Source organism: Shimia sp. R9_3 (genome assembly GCF_017743755.1).
Classification (GTDB): Bacteria; Pseudomonadota; Alphaproteobacteria; order Rhodobacterales; family Rhodobacteraceae; genus Shimia.
Map to the genome: position 1 here is coordinate 40527 of NZ_JAGHRP010000003.1, position 18462 is coordinate 58988.

The window sequence follows — 18462 nt, forward strand, 5'->3', positions numbered from 1 at the left end:
CTTGATGTCCCTTTATGGCGTGTGAATATGGTTATCCCATGGCGCAAAAGGGGAATTCGGCATTTTCCGTCGCCGCGCGGGCGCCTATGGCGACCAAAGCAAACATATGACCACCGGCTTCCCCGACCTGTCCGCACAGCGTGGCATTGGCCGGAACACTTCCGACATCTCTCGTAAAACATGCTGTGAAATGTGTCGTGGTTTCGGGCCATGTGATCTCAAGGGTCTTAAAATCGAAAAGACAGCCCGTCAGAGGATATTGCGCCTTGAACACCGCTTCTTTGGCGCAAAACAGCCGTCTTGCATCTCTCGCACGCAAGTCGGCAGGGAGCGCAAGCAACCCGTCCAATTCGCGTTGGGTACAAACCTCGTCAATCACATTCGCCGGGAGCGCTTCCACTGGTTCGACATCCACACCCAGCGCGTGAAAGTCCTCCTGCAGTCCAAGCAGCGCGATGCAGCTTGTTTCGTCATGACTGATCGAGCCGGTCAAACCCTCTGGCCAGATGGGCGCGCGGTCTTGCCCTGCGGGTATCGCCTGTTCTGCGACGCCCAGATCACGCATCGCCATGCGCGCGGCATGACGCCCCGCCGCAAACTCACGCCGCCGCGCGGGCACCGCCTTGGCGATTGCTGGCGCCTCTTCGGGCCAGACCACCGCCAGCGACCCTCTCGGGTCACTCACGGCAACGGCCACTGCCTTGGGCGCAATCTGTGCAAGCCCCTGTTTCAGCGCGATCAGCGATGGCGCAATCGGCCTCATGACACGCGCGCGCGCCTTTGTGCGCGCATCTCCCGCCGCTTGCGCATGATCTCCGCGCGGCTGTTGCCAAGCGCCTCCCGACCTTCTTGGGTTTCCGCCTCGGGGTCATCCTGAGGGGCCGCGATCCCCAAAAGCGCCTGCACCCGCGCCGCCAACCCTGCCAGAGTGGGGAAGCGGAACACATCGGTGATCGACAATTGGGCCGCGCCAGAACGGTTGCGGATCTCCCGATGCGCTTGCACCGCCAACAGACTGTGCCCGCCAAGGTCAAAGAAGTTGTCACCCCCTTGGATCGCTGCCACGCCCAGCACCTCCTCCCAGACATCTGCCACCAGTTTGAGGATGTCGCCACCCGCCGGAGCCTCTGCTGCCATCGCAGGATCAGCCGCCTTTGGAGGCGTTGGTCTGGTCTGTGTGTGCGGCGCAGGCAGTGCCTTGCGATCCACCTTTTTGTTCGGGGTCAGCGGGAAGGCATCCATCGTGACATAGTGCTGCGGCCGCATGAAACTTGGCAGCGTTTCACTCACAGCGGCGCGAATATCGGCCTCTTCAGGTACAGCCCCGCGCAGATAGGCCACCAGCCGCACATCGCCGGGCACGTCCTCTCGGGCAATCACCACGGCCTGCACAATGCCGCCAATTTCCTCAAGCCGCGCCTCGATTTCACCAAGCTCAATGCGATAGCCGCGCAGCTTCACCTGATGATCCACACGGCCAAGGAAATCGAGTTTGCCGTCCTCGCGCCAGCGCACCAGATCGCCGGTCCTGTAGACACGGCCATCCCCGAAGGGGTTGTCGACAAACCGCTCCGCCGTCAGTGCCGCGCGCTGCCAATAGCCCCGCGTTACCCCTTTGCCGCCAATCCACAGCTCGCCGGGCACACCCACAGGCACCGGAGCGCCTGCCTCGTCCACAACATAGACCTGCGTATTGGCGATGGGTGTCCCCACATTGACCACATCCTCAGACTCATCAGCTTGGGAGGTCGTGGACCAGATGGTTGTTTCCGTTGGCCCATACATATTCTGAATGTCAGCCTTGGTTGCGGTCTTGAGATCGGCCACCAGATGGCCCGAAAGCGCCTCCCCACCAATCATCAAATGCCGCAGCCCCGCCAGCGCAAACCGCGCTTCGGCATTGTCGGCCAGCATACGGGCCATTGATGGGGTGCATTGCAGATGGCTCACCCCGTGGCGCATCATCTGTGCGGCGATTGACACATCTTCGGGATCCAGCGTGCCACCTTCATTGCAGTGTTGCACAACCTTCGCCAGCGGTTTGAGCCCCTCCAGAACAGTCTCCGGCGCGATGCCATAGTCGATCAGACAGGCGATCTCCGTCACACCGATGCTCTTGACCTGCGCCACCCGCTCCAGCGCATCCTCTATGGTGCCAAACAGTCCGCTTTCCTCAAAGTAACGCTGGAAAGCAAAGTCCAGAATACCCTCCAGCTCCTCGCCGGTCAGGCTCCCCAGATCAAGCTGGAATGCATTGTCCACGCCCTCCGGTCGCTTAAACGCCGGAAACGCCCAGGCATATTGCTTGATCAGCCCAGCTGCCGAGCGCAGGTAGTCTTTCATCGGTTCCCGCGCGATCTCGCGCGCGGTGTCGCGGTCTTCGGCCAGAAAACTGTGCAGCATCAGCGTGACTTTGAAATCCGCCGGATCATGGCCCGCCTCACGCAGCGCAGCATGATAAAGCGTGATCTTCTCGCCCACCTCCTCGATGCTTTGGCCCAGCAGATGCGTCAGCACATGGCACCCGTTGCGCCCGGCTTCTTGCCAGGTTTCCGGGTTGCCCGCCGTGGTCACCCAGAGCGGGAGCTCCTCGGATACAGGGCGCGGCTGCGTCACCACCTGATGCAGGCTGCCGTCCTGCTTGGGAAAGGAGACCTCTTCGCCGCGCCACAATTTGCGCAGCGCGCCCATTTGCTCAAACATCGCGGGTTTGTTCGCGGGCGGTGTGTTCTCCGGACGCAGCACAAAATCATCAGGCTGCCAGCCGCTGGCAATTGCCAGCCCGGCCCGACCGTTGGTGAGATTGTCGATCACCGCCCATTCTTCGGCAATCCGTGCCGTATGGTGCAGCGGCGCGACGCAGGAGCCAGCCCGCACGCCGATCTGTTTGGTCACAGCGGCCACTGCTGCGCCGGTCACCGAAGGGTTGGGGTAAGGCCCGCCAAAGGCATGGAAATGTCGCTCCGGCGTCCAGACCGCGCAGAAGCCATTGGCATCTGCAAATTTCGCACCCTCCAGCAAAAGCTCGTATTTCTTTTCGCCCGCGCCATCATCATTGCCCCAATAATAGAGCGAGAACTCTATCTCGCCTTTGGGCACGGGCAAGCGCCCGCTGGAAATCTGGGTGGATGTTTCATCGCCTGACAGCACCAGCTTGAAGCCCCGCGACAGGGTCCAGAACAGCTCCAGAACCGAAATATCAAACGACAGCGAGGTGACCGCCATCCAGGCATCGCCCACCTGATAAGGGATGCGCGCGTCCATCCCAGCAAAGAAGTTGGCCACGTTGCCATGCTCCACCATCACACCTTTGGGGACGCCGGTGGAGCCGGAGGTGTAGATCAGATAGGCAAGGTCTTCTCCTTGGGTGACCAGATCGGGATTGCCGATTTCTGCATCCGCCAACCGCGCGTCGGTATCCATCTCAAGCACTTGGGCCTGATGGCTGGGCAACGCGCGGGCCAAGGCAGCCTGCGTGACGATCACGTCACATCCGCTGTCTGAAATATAATGCGCCAAACGCTCTGTGGGGTAGGTCGGGTCCATCGGCACATAGGCCCCGCCTGCCTTCAAAATCCCGAGTGCCGCCACCACAAGCTCCGTAGAGCGACGCAGGCAAAGCCCGACCCGCGCGCCGTGGTCCACCCCCATGTCACGCAAAACATGTGCGGCCCGATTTGCGCGGGCGTTGAGCTCGGCGTAGCTCAGGATCTCATGGCCAAACACCAGCGCAGGCGCATCGGGCGTTTTCGCGACCTGCGCCTCAAACTGCGCGACCATGGTCACATCCGGATCAACCGCTGCCTCTGTGTCGTTCCAGTCGTTTAAGATCTCGGCGCGTTCTTCTTCTGAAAGGGCGCCTGCCTGTGCAACCGTTTCAGCGCTCGCAAGTTGCGAGGCGACCTGCTCCAAGCGCGCCGCCATTTTCGCAGCCTGTTCCGGCGCGACCCGTTTGGCGTCAAAATGCAACGCGGCTGTACCGTCTTTGACAGCCACGGTCATCGCCGCGCCGCCAATGGGTCCGCCGCCCAGATGCACCGCTATATCGGGCACTTGCAGGGCGGAAAGCGCAGGATCGCGCGCGATCAGATCGCGGGCAAAGCCGCCGCTGTTGTCCGCTTTGGTCACCAGCGCAGCCATCCGCGCATCCGCCTCTGCGGTGGTGTCGTTCATAAGATCGGCGGGCAGCCGCATTGGCACCCATGGGCAAACCAATGCTGTCGCAGACAGTGTGGGGCCGCGATAGGCCACGCCGCAGACCTCTGAAACGCCCGATCTCAGCGCCCACACCGCCACAGCTGTCAGAACGCTTTCGGCGGGTGTCTCTGACAGATTGAGCGTCAGGCTTTGCATCTCTGCTTTTGCATTGGCATCGCTCGCCATGGGTAGCGTGGCGGGCACAAATCCCGCCAGACGTTCGCGCCAATATGGCTCCGCCTTTGCCACCGGCATCATGGCGGCGGTCCAGGCCTCGCGCGCCTTAAGGTCGAGCGAAGACAAAACCTCGCCCCCCCGCAACACAGACGAGAGGCTGAGCTGCGCGCCGTCCAGATCCGTCAATCCGCCCAGTCGCACCGCGCCTTCACCGCAGGCGATGGTCAGGGTGTCGTTGTCAAAGGCAAGGACAGTGCCTGCTGCAGCCGCTGTCGGGTTTGCAACGGGATCGGCGGTGCTGACCAACAGGATGCGATCCACAGCCGCGATCTTCGGGGCCCACAGCGGATTGTAGTAGTCCCCGTGATCCAATGCCCGCACCAGCGCCACAATCGCCTGCGCGCTGTTGGTGAAATCAAGCCGTCCGCCCGCTTCAGGCCGTGCGGTCCGGCCAAAGTAGCTGCGCGCGCCCAGATCCTGCGCCTCTGCATCCGGCAGCCCCGCTGCCAGAGCGTGCACCACATCCGGAAAACTCTCCATCGCTGCGGTGTAGCATTTGGTGTTCAGCGTCAGCGCAGTGTCACTCTCGGCCACATCAAACAGGCGCTGGGCCACGATTTTGCCGGTGTCGGCCTGCGCCTCCATGGTGTGCCAGGTGATGCCGTGGCGCGGCTCCTGATGGATGCGCGCCCAGACCGGCGCATTCAGGCCAGCATATCGGGGCAGCGGTCCATCATGAAAATTCACAGCGCCCTGAGAGGGCAGATCCAAAACCGCTTGCGGCAGCATATCCAGATTGGCGACACTCAGCAGCCAGTCATATTCAACGCCGCTCAGCGCCGCCACCAAATCCTCATCTGAGGATAGCACCCGCAGCCCTTCGGCCTCGGCCCACTGGCGAATGTTTGCTGTCCTTGTGACAACCGCCTCAAGACGGTGCCCCATGTCCCGCCAAAGGCTCGCGCATTGCACAAGCAGGCTCTCATTGCCAATCATGACGCCGCGCATGGGCGGGCGATCCATCAGCCGATCAAGGCTCATTTGACAGCCTCCTCAATTGGGGGCAGGGCCGGGGTCTTGGCAGCCGCCGCGACCGGTGCGCTCGACCGCATCCGACAGGCATGGGCGATCAAATCCCGTAGGAAATACTCAGGGTCACGGCGCGGCTTGCGCCCGACAGCGCGCCGCAGTTTCCAAAGCAGGCTGCCAAGCACATGGGCCACCGTCGCCGCAACGGCGTAGGCGGTGCTGTGGTTCTTGCGGAAATAATGCTGCCTGCTGTCAAACCAATACTGCGGCATCCGCTGCCAGTTTTTCATTCCGGTGGAGACCGAGCCGATATGCGTGACCTCACTCGCGCGCACATAGTCCACATGCCAACCGGCCCGCCGCGCGCGCAGGCACAGATCGGTCTCCTCAAAATAGAGAAAAAACGTCTCATCAAAGAGGCCGATGTCTTCCAGAACCTGCCGCCGCATCATCATCGACGCCCCCGCGAGCCAATCCACCCGCGTGGTTTTTGTCGGGAGGGGCAGCGGCACCACATGGCGCGCAAACAGCCGCGTGACTAGGCCGATCCGCGCAGCGCCCTCAAGCTCGCTCCAGACCGACGGGAAACGGAACGCCGTGATATGCGGCGCTTGATCTTCGCCATGGATGTAGGAGCCGGCAAAGCCGCACTCCGGTGTTTGATCCAGATGATCCACCAGCGCCGCAATGCTCCCCGCGTCCGGGAAAGCGTCAGAGTTCAGGATATAGATGTAGTCAAAGCGGCGCTGGGCCAATCCATGCCGCATGCCAAAATTATTGCCCGCGCCAAAGCCCCCGTTGTGGCCGGATTGCACGACCTCAACGCGCCCCTGCGCCCAATTTGCCGCCGCAACCGCGTTGCGCATCTGTTCAAAGGAGCCATCACCGCTGTCGTTGTCGACAATCACGATATGCCCTTCAAGCTGCGCCATTTCCCGTGCCGCAGCCTGAGCCGCCTGCAGCGTCATCTCCGGTGTGCGCCAGTTGAGGATGACAGTCAGCACAGAGGAGGGCATACTCATTCCGCGGCCTCCCGAAGCATTTGCGGCGCAGCCTCAGCTTCCGCCGCTGCAATCACCGCCTTCAGCCGCGTTGCCAGCACCCGCACATTGGGTTCCAGCACCATGGAATCATGATCGCCCGGCACCTCAAAGACCTGCACATCCGGTACCCATTGCCCCCAATCATTGTCGTGGAACACATAGGCACGGTCCTGATCCACCAAGCGTCCATTGCCTAGGGCCCATTTGCCCCGAAGCGGCGGACGGAAGAGGGCGAGGTTGCCGCTCCAACTCTGCACCTGATAGCGCGCCACAGCCTGCAAAAAGGCCGCTTCGATCTCCGCATCATGGAACTGCTGCCCCTGCGCCTCGGTTTCCTGCGCGGGTTGGCGTTTTGCGATTTCCCAGGCGATGCGATTCTTGGCCCAGATCACCGGATAGGCCACACCTTTGGTGCGCAGCTCCTTCAGCTGAATGCGCATCCGGTCGGCGCGGCTCAACGCACGGCGCACGGGCAAAGGGGTATCGAGCATCGCCACCAGCCGGACGTCATCGCCCATGGCCTCAAGCTGTCGCGCGATTTCATAAGCGGTGATCCCGCCCCCAGAGAAACCTCCCAACAGATAAGGCCCTTCCGACTGCACCTGCTTCATCTCCTTGATGTAGTCTGTGGCGGCGTCCACCAGATCATCATGGGGCTGTGCATCCCCAAACAACCCGCGCGCCTGCAGGCCGTAAAACGGGCGGTCCGCGCCGATCAGATGCGCAAGATGGCGCAGGTTCAACACATTGCCAAACATTCCGGCCACAAGGAAAAACGGCGTTTTGGAGCCACCTTCCCCCTGATGCATCGGCACCAGATGGGTGAAGCGCGTCGTCGGTTTGGTGTCGTCAAGGTTATCTGCGTTTTGCGCGGAGGTCTGTGGTCCCTGATCCCCGACACGATCCGCGATCAGCGCGGCACAGGTCTCAATGGTCGGCGCTTCAAACAGAACCGAAATCGGGAAGTCGATCGACCAGGCTTTCTTGACCATGGCAAACAGACGCACCGCAATCAGGCTGTGCCCGCCGAGATCAAAGAAACTGTCCTGCACGCCAACCTGCTCAACACCCAAAAGCTCCTGCCAGAACCCGGCCAGCGTGCGCTCAATATCCGTGCGTGGGGCGATGAAATCAGTCTCTAATTCAGGCCGTTCAAAGCTTTGCGTCGGCCCTGCGTCTTCCTGAACACCGGCCTCCGCCTGCTTGATCAACGCGGCAAGATCCAGCGAGGACACCACCAGTTGCGCGCGTCGATCACGCAGCGCCGCCTCAAACATCTGGGCGCCAATTTCGGGTGGTATGCCTTGGGACAGATTGTGGGCCAGCCGCTCCTCTGCTGCAGAGAGCGGGGCGAGCGCTGCACCGGGGTTTGCAAACTGAACTTCGCTCTTACTCAAGGGCTGTGCCTTGGTGAAACCGGCAGCGGTTTCCACTTGCCGCAAGGCAAGCTCGCTCACTTTGACACATATGTTGCCCGCAGCATCCGCCAGCGACACATCAAACCGTGCTGAGCCTGACGTGCTGTCTCCGCTCACCAGCCGCACATGGCTCACCACAGTTTCAGGCAGCGGCGCAAAATGGGCCAGTCGCGCATATCCCACCGGCACCCACAAATGTCCTTGCGCATATCCGGGGATCAGGTCCATCGCCCAACCGGTGGCAATATCCAGCAGCCCCGGGTGCATCTGCAAACCGTCCCCGTCAAACTGGGCATCAATCCGCAGCTTTGCTAAGCCTTGCTTCTCGCCCAGAGCGGTCTCGCGCAGCACCTTCCAGCGCGGCCCAAAGCGCATATGCGCTTCCTGCGGCGCGCGCAATGCTGCGCCAAATCCATCGTTGGTGATCGGACAGGACGCCGCGAGCTCAGAAACATTCAGCGGCGTCTCCGGTGTTTCGCGCACAGGAACGAGCTGCGCTTCCGCATGTGTCTGCCATCCCTTTTGCCCGTCAAACTGCACTGCCGTTTGCACAGCAAAAGCATAGCCAGCAGGGCTTCGTCGCAGGGTGACGCGAAGCGCGCAATCCGCGTCCTCCGCCACATGCAAGGGGCGCAGGAACAATAGGTCCTCGATGGCAAAGCTCTCGCTTTCCCCCTGCGCAGCCAATGCTTCATACGCCAATGCAATATAGCCGGTTCCCGGCATCACCGCCGCACCGTCTCCGGTGCGATGCTCATCCAAAATCCAGTCCTGCGCTGTCAGGTCGGCAGTGAAGATGCGGTTGCCCTGTGTATCAAATCCGGCCCCTGTGAGCAAGGGCGTGTCAATCGCCTCAACCGGCGCCTCCGTTGGGCTGCCTTGCCGCGCCGCCACGGCGTCTGCTGCCATGCCGACCTCGGTCCATAGCCCCCAGTTGATTGCGCGCACCCGCGTTTTTCCGCCTGCGCGCGCCTGTGCGTAGGCATTCAGATAGGCATTTGCCGCCACATAATCGAGCTGCCCTGCAGGGGCCGTGGCAGTGGAAGAGGAAGCAAACAGCATCAGCCAATCAAGGCTGCCGTCCGGGAACAGCTGCTCCAGCACCTGCGTGCCGTGCAGCTTGGGCGCCAGCACATCTTCGATGCTGGCAGAGGTCTTTGCCAACAGGGGGCCGTCATCAATCACACCCGCCGCATGGATCACGCCGTTGATCTCGCCAAAAGCCTCTCTCGCGGCAGCGGCCGCTGTGGCCATCTCATCAATGTTGCACACATCCGCCGCCAGCGGCAGCACGCTGCCACCAAGGCTTTCGAGCCGCTTTACCGCGCGCATCCGCTGCGCCACGCGATCTTGCGGGGCATGGTTTTGCAGGTAGTGTGCCCAGCTTTCACGCGGAGGTAGGCTCTCGCGTCCCAGCAGAACAACATTTGCACCCGCTTCGCGGATCATGCGTTCCGCCAATGTAAGCCCAATGCCGCCAAATCCACCGGTGATGAGATAGGTGCCACCCTGTTGCCAGGCGGGCATATCATCGCCTTCAAGCGCAACTTTGCGATAGCCGCGCTCAAGCCGTTTCTCCCCACGCCACGCTGCGATTTGCGTTTTGGGTGGGGCCAGCACTTCCTCCAAAAGGCGGGGGATCAGCGTGCCAAGTGTCTTTCTGCTCGGTGTCTCCACATCCAGCAGGCTTGCGCTTACCCCGGGCAGCTCGCGGCCCATCACCTGCACCGCTCCAAGCACGGTGGCTTTTTCCGGATAGGGCAGGGCTTCTGCGCGCGCCTGCACGGCGCCATTGCTCACAGCTGTGATGTGCAGTGGGGTTGGCAGGTTCTCTTCGCTCGCCGCCTGCGCGATGAAAAACAGGCTCATCAGCCCCTGTTCCTGATTGCGATGAAAGAAGCTCGATCCGGGGCGATGGCTTTCATCTTCGGTGAGCAGCCACAGATGGACAATCCGATCTGGCGCGCGCCCTTTTGCCATCAGGCTCTGCATCAGCGCATCATAGCCCTCGCGCCCGCGTTCCGGTGCCAGCGCATAGGCATCCGGGCCAAGCTCGGCAAAGGCATCACCGGTGATGACCGTCACCACATCCTGACCTGCGGCGTGCAGCTTGTCTGCCAGGGCCGACCCAGTGCCGCCTTGATCAACAAAGATCAGCCAGCTGCGCCGCTCTGCCCGCTCCAGTTCGGTTTCAACATCAATCTCGCATTCCGCCAGCCGCGGCGTCCATACGGGAGCGTAGGTCCAGTCGGCGGTGTCCTGCAGCCGCATCAGCAGCTCATCTGCCGCGTCAGCCTGCCCTCGCCCCGGCTCAATGAAATAGCGGCTGCGCTGGAACGCATATGTGGGCAGTACAACTTTCTGACGGGGCAGCTCTCCCCAAAGATGCTCAAAATCCACATCCACCCCGAAGGTCCAAAGCTGGGCCAGAACGGTCAGGAAATAGAGATCATCAGCGGTCTGTTCTTCCGGGTGGCGCAGCGACGACAGCACCTGATCCGCTTTCACTTCAGCATGCATTTTGCTGAGCGATGACAGGGCTTTGCCGGGGCCGACCTCCAGATAGATCCGTCCGGATTTCTGGGCCAGCTCAGAGATGCCATCAGCAAACAGCACGGTATGGCGCAGATGCCCGACCCAGTATTCTGGGTCCGTCGCCTCGTGATCCAGCAGCGCTTTACCGGTGCGGTTGGAAATGATCGGCAAGGTTGGCGCAGTGAGGTCAATACTGCGCAGATAATCGCCAAATTCCTCTAGGATCGGTGTGAGCATCCGCGAGTGCGCGGCGATGTTGATTGGCACACGCTGCGTGTCGATCTTCTTCATCGCCAGCTTGGTTGCGAGCACATCCAGCGCCACGTCTGAGCCTGAAACCACGGTGAGTGTGGGCGCATTCACCGAGGCAATGTCCAGATCTTCGCCCAGATAAGCCTCAAGCTCCGCCAGCGGCAAAGGCACCGACAGCATTCCGCCTGCGGGCACCCGGTCAAACAGCTGTCCGCGCAGATGCACGAGCCCAAGACAGTCCTCAAACGACATCACACCTGCCAGACAGGCGGCCGTATTCTCGCCCATGGAATGCCCGATCAGTGCGGCAGGCGTCGCACCCCAGCTGATCCACAGCTGCGCCAGTGCGTATTCCACCATCATGATCAGCGGCAGTTGCAGGCTTGGCCGTTTCAGCCGCTCTTCAGCCTTTGCAACATCCTCGCCCGTCGCAAGCCACAACGCGCGCAGCTCTTCGCCACCTTTGTCCGCCAGATGGGCAAAGCCGCGCTCCATCCAATCGGCAAAAACAGGCTCTGTTTCAAAGAGATCACGGCCCATGCCCACATATTGCGCCCCGCCGCCCGGGAACATGAAGACCACATCTGGCGAAGCTTCTGCGCGGCGCGTAAACACCCGCCGCGGATCATTACTTTCCAGAAGCGTCGCCGCGTCCTCATGGCTTTCTGCCAGCACAACTCGACGATTTTCAAACGCGCGTCGACCGGTCAATAGGGTGTAGGCCACATCCGCCAGCGGCTGCTCCGGGTGCGCCCTCAGATGTGCCGCCAGATTGGCTGTATTGGCTTCCAGAGCCTTTGTGCCGCGTCCTGACACCGCAATCAGTTGCAGCGGCCAGTCACTTTCAGCGCTGTCTGGCCGGCCCGGGGCTTCTTCGATCACCACATGGGCGTTGGTGCCCCCCACGCCAAGGCTGTTCACCCCGGCGCGCCGTGGCCCCTTGCGCCGATCCCAGCTCTCCAACGCGGCATTCACTGCAAAAGGGCTGGTTTCAAAGTCTATCGCCGGATTGGGCGCTTCAAACCCAAGGCTTGGCGGCATCTCCTTATGGTGCAGCGACAGCGCCGTTTTGATCAGGCTCGCAGCCCCTGCCGCCGTGTCCAGATGGCCGATGTTGGTTTTCACCGACCCAATCCGGCAAAACCCGGTCTCCTCAGTGGTTTCCCGATAGGCTTCGGTCAGCGCGGCCACTTCAATCGGATCACCCAGATAGGTGCCGGTGCCATGGCACTCCACATAGTCCACCGTGTCCGCACTGACATCAGCAATCGAAAGCGCATCTGCCACCGCAGCCGCTTGCCCGCCCACAGAGGGGGCCAGATACCCCGCCTTGTCAGAGCCGTCATTGTTGACCGCAGAGCCTTTGATCACGGCCCAGATGTGATCGCCATCAGCAATCGCATCGCTGAGCCGGCGCAGCACAATCGCGCCCGCGCCCGAGCCAAACACTGTGCCCTGCGCGCGATGGTCAAAGGCATGGCACTCCCCATCCGGTGACAGGATCTCGCCATCCTGAAACACATAGCCCCTCCCATGGGGCAGCTCGATGGTGACACCACCTGCAATCGCCATGTCACACTCGCCATTCAGGATCGATTGTGCCGCATAATGCACCGCCACCAGCGAGGTGGAACAGGCGGTCTGCACGCCAAGGCTGGGGCCTTTCAGGTCCAGAATATGGCTCAGCCGTGTGGCCAGAAAATCCTTATCGTTCCCGGTGTGGCGCAGCAGGAACATGCCGGTACTGTCCACCAGATCGCGGTTGCTGCAGAGGTTGAAATAGAAATAGCTGCCCATGCCGCAGCCTGCGAAAACCCCGATGGGTCCGCCAAAGCGCTCCGGCATATGGCCAGCGTTTTCAAGCGCTTCCCAACTCACCTCAAGAAACTGGCGGTGTTGCGGGTCCATGATCGCGGCTTCTTTGGGAGACAGGCCAAAAAACTCCGCATCAAACTCGGCAAACCCGTCCAGCATCGCCGCCGCAGGCACGTAATTTCGGTGGTTGAGCCGCGCCTGGCTTTCGCCATTCGCCAGCAGGTCCTCTTCGCTGAGCTGTTTGATAGAGCGGATACCGTCGCGCAGATTTTGCCAATATTCCTCAATGCTGGCCGCGCCGGGCAAATGCGCCGCCATACCGACAATGGCAATATCTGTCGCTTGGACAGTCTTCGTTACAGTGTCGCTCAAATTCTTGCCCGCCAAAGTCACCTGCGCCAAACGCGCGTGAGATCAGCCTTTCCTCTACAAAAAAGCTCTTTCATTTCGCTTAAAAGTAAAATCACAACCATACTTCAGAAAGGTCAAATCAGGGCAAATTGAGGGCAGAAAGTGCGAAAATGCTCTTTTGATGCAAGGCCCATACCAATGCACCGACCCCAACGCCCACAGCCCAGAACAAAGCGTCGTGGCGCGCGTCCCACGCTGCGTGTTTGCAGGCCAGCCAGATGACAACCGGATAGGCCAGCAGCATCGCCAAACCATGCCCGATCAGCGCTCCCGTCAGGCCGAACTGCGTCCCTCCCACGATGAGCCCCGTCATCACCAATCCGGCGCGCGTCGCGGCAAGCAGGAAAAAGCCGCGGCTGTCACCGGCCGCCAGCGCCGCATTGTCATAGGTCAGCGCAATCATTTGAGGGATCTGCATCAGCGCGAGCAACACAACCACCCCACCGGCCAGTGCATAGCGCGGGTCATAAAGCGTCTCGACAAGCCACGGCCCGAGCAGCGCAAAGCTCGCTAGCAGCGCAAACAATCCGCCGCTCAGCATCAGCCGCATCTTGTGCAAATGCGCGCGGTTCTCCGCGCTCTCATGCGGAGGCTTTTCGCGGTAAATCGGGATCAACAACCGCCCCGCCAGCATCCCGCCCAACAGCCATGGGAAGGAGGCGAGGAAATAGCCGATGTTGTAGATGCCAAGCGCACTCAGGCTCAGGAATTTCCCCAGAACAATTTTGTCCCCCTGACTCAGCAGGAACCCGGCCGCCGTAGACAGAAAGATCCATTTGCCAAATTGGATCAGCTCCCTTGCCGCCGGGCGCTCCCAGCGGACGTGATTGCCTGCTCCGGGCAGCATAAGATGATAAAAAATCAGCTGGATGATCAGCGTAGTGACCGCGCTGGCCACCAATGCCCACACGGATCCTGTGGCCCAGGCCGCCAGCACACCCACCACCAATCCAATCACCTGCGCGCCCAGATCAATCGCCGTGAGACGGCCCAGAACCAGATTGCGGTTGGCGCTGTCTTTCTTGGTGGGAAACAGTCCGGAAATCAGCAGAGTGACCCCGACCACGGGCAGGATTTGCGCCAGCTCCGGTGCGTCATAAAACGCCGCCGCCGGTGCCGCCAAGGCCCAGGTCATCACCATCAGCGCCGCGCCCCGCAACACCTGAATGGTCCAGGCCGTGTCGAGAAACGCCGGGTCCTCGCCCCGTTTGGATTGCAGGATCGACTGGCTCACGCCCATATCGCTGAGGTTGTTCAGCCCCTGCATGAACACCCAGACAAGGCTCATCAGGCCAAAGGCTTCGGGGAACAGAAGCCGCGTCAAAATCAGGTTGGAAGCCAGCCTGAGCGCCTGACTGCCGCCATAACCCAAAATGGTCAGCCCGCCGCTGCGCAACGCGCGCGCGGCCAGCGATTGTCCTTTCGTGATCTGCTGCAGGCGGCTCATCGCCCGCGCTCCCAGCTCTGCGCCCTTTGCGGTGTGAATTTCACAACCAAGGCCACCGCCACATAAACACCAAACCCAATCGGATCACGCAGCGCCATGCCCAGCATTTGCCCCGCACGCACTGGCAGTTTGTTGTCGTTCTTCGCCAGCTCTGGATAACGCGCAAAGACTTCACCCACACCGGCATTCTGCCGCCGCCGCACCCGAACCAAGGCACCAAAGCCTTCCACCAGAGGCCAATCATATCCGGCTGACACGCCCACCCGTTCTTCGGGGGTAAAAGACAGCCGCACAAAGGTGTCATCAGAGATAATGTCGGGAAAGTCGCCCCAGCGCGCGCGCCCTGCAGCATTCACCGCAAACAGCCCCGCGCCGGGCACGCCTTCGGTGATGAAAGGCACTTTGGCATAGGTGCGCGCATAGGCCCGTGTCGTCCAGGTCGCGGCCTTGCTCAGGCGCAGTTGCCCGCTGGCATAGCGCGGCGCCTCGGTTGTCAGAACATCTGCCAGCTCGCCAAACACTGCTGCGTCAACAGTCACATCCGCATCCAGATAGGCACGCATCTCGTAAGCCGCCGCCGCATCCGCCGCATTCAATGCGCCAATCTTACCGATGGCGGGCAGGTCCAGAACAACCAGATCCCAGCCCTTCTGTGCAGCGCGCTCCGCAAAGCCTTTGGCAATTGTCACAGTGCTGTCGCTGCACCCATTGGCCGCCACCACAATCTGCGCACGCGCCAGACCCTCTGATGCCAGCACAGCCTCAAGGCAGGTCCCGATATGGGCCGCTTCATTGCTCGCTGGAATGAGGATGCTCAACACCGCGCGGATGCCTTCTTCTGATCAATCGCGGCGACCCTAACAGAGCCAATCACACACGGGCAGGGGGATCTGCCTGCATTATCAACCCTGTGTCTCAATTGCCCTCTACAGAAAGCCGGACAGTGGCAGCACCAATGCCGGTGCATCCTCAAAGGCCACCGCCTCGATTTCGGTCAGAAGATAGTCCCGCCCGTCCGCGCGGACACGCACCCGCGCGCCGTCACGTTCCCAGCTGTAGTCTGCACGGGTGCCCGGCAGCAGCACGCGATCCAGACCGGCACCGCCATGCAGCAGATCGCCCCGCCCGCGGGCGATCAGAATATCGTTGCCATCCCCGCCCAGCAGCACATCACGCTTGCCGGTGCCTTCGAGCCGATCCCGCCCGTCGCTGCCCAGGTAAATCCCGCCGTGCAAAAACGCATCCCTGTCGCGGGTTTCGGTCCAATGCGGCCCGTCAATGTTGTAGGCGGTCAACCTGTCTTGGCGCGGGGTCTTGTCCCACAGATGCCGCAGATGCCCCCAACTGCCCCATTTGCTGGGACGCCCCACATCGCTGTAGGCGTTAAAGCCACCTCCACCCAGCCGCCGCCAGGCCACCAGCATCTCATCATAAACCCCGGCCAGCTCTTCGCTTGTGCTGAAGGCGGTGAAGAAATCCGTGAGCGCTTCGTCATTGGCCTCAACACCAACGCCCACCACATGGCTGCCGCCCTCATACATCAGGAAATCCAGCCCGGCTTTGCGCGCGCGCTCTGCGTGGTAAGGCAGATATTCCTGCGTCATCCGGCGCAGATCGCCGGATCGCAGCGCTTCTGCGGCTTTGGCAAACAGCCCATCATGTCGCCGCTCCGCCACAAACTCACGAAGGGCAACCCGTTGCAGGCCTTCCGTACTGCCCGCAGCCTCCGCCGCCGCGCGCGCCTCTTCAAGCCAGCCACGCACGGTTTCCGCACCCTCTTCAACGCCAAGCGAAACGCCAAAATATCCGGTCACAGCATAGGCATCAAACAGGCTCACCGGAGCAGGATTGCCCTCTGCCTGCCACAGCGGGGCCTCCAGCAATCCGTCCTCATAGCTGGGCCAGCCGGTATGCACCGCGATCACCCGGCTCAACCGCGCCTCTGCGGCGTCGCCAAAGACATCCCCCCAGATCTGCGCCATCTCGGCGGCTTTCATCCCGGCAAACTGCATCTGCACATCGCTGCCTTTGCCCCAGCGCGCCTCGCCTTCGCGCAACACCCATTGCGCTTGCTCAAAGCCCCAGTTCCAAAGCTCGTTGGAATACTCCACATGCGCCACCAGTTCCGGGTCCAGATGGTCGCGCACATAGGTGGCAAAGCGGGTCATATAATCAGCCTCCGCAAGGTGAGGCATGTTGAACCAAGGGTCCGCACCGATCTGATTGGCCAGCGCAACCATCACCTCAACCGGCACACCGCGCCAGGCATAGGTGAAATCGCTGGGCAAGGGGCGTCCGTCCCAGCGCGATTGCGTGGAGCCATTGGTCTGCATCCAATCCATGAACCGGATTTGGCGCAGATCATCCACCACGTTCAGCCAATCCGGATTGAAAATCGCACCCGCGTTCCACAGCGGGATATGCGCCATCGACAGTACTGTGATGTCGCGCATATAGTCGCCTGACAGCTCCGGATCCGGGTTGCGGATCTTGATCCCCACCAGCCCATCACCGGGCGTGTAGTCAAACCAGATCTCTCCCGGAGCTTCCCGCACCACACGCGCACGTCCGGTGAGCTCTATCGCGCCGCTGCCCTGCCAGGTGACGCGGTAGCGTCCGGCGAGTCCTGAGGACTCCTCCGGTTGATCGGTGAACAGCACCGTTTCAATCGCCTCAATCTCCTCAGGCAATCCCCAGATCCAGCCGTCCTCATCGACCAACCCGCGATCCTGCAGGTCCTCAAAACTCAAGGCACCCCAGCGCCCGTCCAAATGGCCAACCCAGGGGCGAGCAGTCTTCATGCGGTTGAGAAACGGATGCTGCGTCGCCCAATCGCTGACCTCGCTCAGCCCCATGGACAGCGCCGGATCGGCCAGCCCCAGTCCTGCCAATTCCGAAGGGCTGTCTACTGCGTCGGAAAATCCGCTTTGCTCCAGCGCCGCGCCTTTGTTGGCCGCCTCAATCGGGCGCAGCACCAGACGGTGAATTTCATCGCGCACGGCCTCCCAATAGGTGCGCACATCCGGATGGATCGTGTCTGGCAACGCGACCGCCAGCGGCAGTTCGGATTCAAACAGCCAGACATATGTGATCGCTCCGGCCAGCAGGTAAGTGGTCGCCGTGCCATGGGGCGCATCGTCGGAATAGAGCGCCTCAGACGGCATGCCTTCCAAAACGCCCCCATCCAGCAATTGTGCCATCACGCTGGCCACGGGGATCAGGTCAATCTGCACCTCAGGCCGCGCCGCGCGCAGCTGATCCACATAGTCTTCAAACCACGCATGATAGTCCCCGGTGTTGAACCGCTGATATTTGCGCAGCTGGCGCGCATTTGGCGGGAAGCGGCGCACCTGATTGCCCATATAGGCCCAGCCCTCATAAATCGCGTAGCGCACCGGCGCTGCATCGCCGAGCCGTTCCTGCAGATTGTCGATCACGTCCAGCGTCGCGGTGACCGGGGAGTAATTTTCAGGATTGTCGCCCTCATAAGGCAGCTCTGGTGCGCGATACTGAATGAAGTTTGCAGGCGTGATCAGCACACTGTCCCAGCCCATATCGGCAAAGTTGCGATAAGCGCGCATCCAGCCGCGTTGCACCTCTTCAAATCGCCAATTGGCGGAGGGCCGGCCGCTTTGGGCAAAATCGCGCAAAAAGCCCCATTGCCCATCCAGTCGCAGGTCGGTCCCTGCGGCTTTGGCAAACACTGCCATCCAATGCGGTGCGGTGGTTTCATCGCTGTCGGTCAGGTGGTGCACCAGACTGTTGCCATAGACATAAACCGCCTGCGCAGTCTTGCCGTCTGCCGTGTCCGCAGTCTGTGAGGTCGTCTGCGCAGCGGCCAACTGCACCGCGCAAAATGTGGCCAACACAGCAAGGCCGCGTCTGATCCACTGTGTCGTCTTGGTCATGCTCTCTCCCTGAGCGGCGTATTCTACAGCCCGGATGGTCATCCGTGGGGCCACTATGCTGTGATTCCCAAGGCGCATCAAAGCCGATCAGGCTTAACAGAGCGTGGCTTTGCGTCACCTTTCAAAAACTGGAACGCTTTTCTGGCCTTGCTCATTTTGATGGCATAGAGGCAGTGTGAGGCATGACAATGAGGAGCAGCACCATGATCGGCACAGCGTTACCCGAAGAC

7 protein-coding genes are annotated in these 18462 nt (G+C 61.3%); all 7 read right to left on the minus strand.

All coding sequences use genetic code 11. The features are described 5' to 3' along the window. Window positions 1-31: 31 nt before the first annotated feature. The 7 genes from J7412_RS09080 to J7412_RS09110 all read right to left on the minus strand — a co-directional run bounded on the left by J7412_RS09080 (window position 32) and on the right by J7412_RS09110 (window position 18232). Window positions 32-763, minus strand: a complete 732-nt coding sequence (locus tag J7412_RS09080; RefSeq protein ID WP_209078389.1) for a 4'-phosphopantetheinyl transferase superfamily protein — start codon at window positions 761-763, stop codon at window positions 32-34. Beyond that, the gene (locus J7412_RS09085; RefSeq protein ID WP_247743851.1) at window positions 760-5415 is read right to left on the minus strand and encodes a MupA/Atu3671 family FMN-dependent luciferase-like monooxygenase; all 4656 of its coding nucleotides are present in this window, start codon (window positions 5413-5415) and stop codon (window positions 760-762) included. The genes J7412_RS09080 and J7412_RS09085 overlap by 4 nt, the downstream gene beginning before the upstream one ends. After that, window positions 5412-6419: a glycosyltransferase family 2 protein gene (locus J7412_RS09090; RefSeq protein WP_209078740.1), complete on the minus strand. Its 1008-nt coding sequence runs from the start codon at window positions 6417-6419 to the stop codon at window positions 5412-5414. The genes J7412_RS09085 and J7412_RS09090 overlap by 4 nt, the downstream gene beginning before the upstream one ends. 2 nt (window positions 6420-6421) lie before the next feature. Beyond that, a complete protein-coding gene (locus J7412_RS09095) occupies window positions 6422-12838 on the minus strand; it encodes a type I polyketide synthase (RefSeq protein WP_209078390.1) in 6417 nt (2138 codons plus the stop codon). A 118-nt stretch (window positions 12839-12956) separates the two neighbouring features. Continuing rightward, a complete protein-coding gene (locus tag J7412_RS09100) occupies window positions 12957-14324 on the minus strand; it encodes an oligosaccharide flippase family protein (protein WP_209078391.1) in 1368 nt (455 codons plus the stop codon). Continuing rightward, window positions 14321-15145 (minus strand): glycosyltransferase, encoded by an 825-nt coding sequence (locus tag J7412_RS09105; protein WP_348540487.1) that lies wholly within the window; start codon window positions 15143-15145, stop codon window positions 14321-14323. Before J7412_RS09105 ends, J7412_RS09100 begins: the two co-directional genes overlap by 4 nt. Window positions 15146-15250: 105 nt before the next feature. Next, window positions 15251-18232 carry a calcium-binding protein gene (locus tag J7412_RS09110; RefSeq protein WP_247743852.1) on the minus strand — a complete coding sequence of 994 codons (2982 nt, stop codon included), beginning with the start codon at window positions 18230-18232 and terminating at the stop codon, window positions 15251-15253. Window positions 18233-18462 lie beyond the last annotated feature (230 nt).

Excerpts from the sequence above, each read along its gene's own strand:
- J7412_RS09080 (WP_209078389.1), bottom strand. The coding sequence starts at position 763 with ATGAGGCCGATTGCGCCATCGCTGATCGCGCTGAAACAGGGGCTTGCA.
- J7412_RS09085 (WP_247743851.1), bottom strand. The coding sequence starts at position 5,415 with ATGAGCCTTGATCGGCTGATGGATCGCCCGCCCATGCGCGGCGTCATG.
- J7412_RS09090 (WP_209078740.1), bottom strand. The coding sequence starts at position 6,419 with ATGCCCTCCTCTGTGCTGACTGTCATCCTCAACTGGCGCACACCGGAG.
- J7412_RS09100 (WP_209078391.1), bottom strand. The coding sequence starts at position 14,324 with ATGAGCCGCCTGCAGCAGATCACGAAAGGACAATCGCTGGCCGCGCGC.
- J7412_RS09110 (WP_247743852.1), bottom strand. The coding sequence starts at position 18,232 with ATGACCAAGACGACACAGTGGATCAGACGCGGCCTTGCTGTGTTGGCC.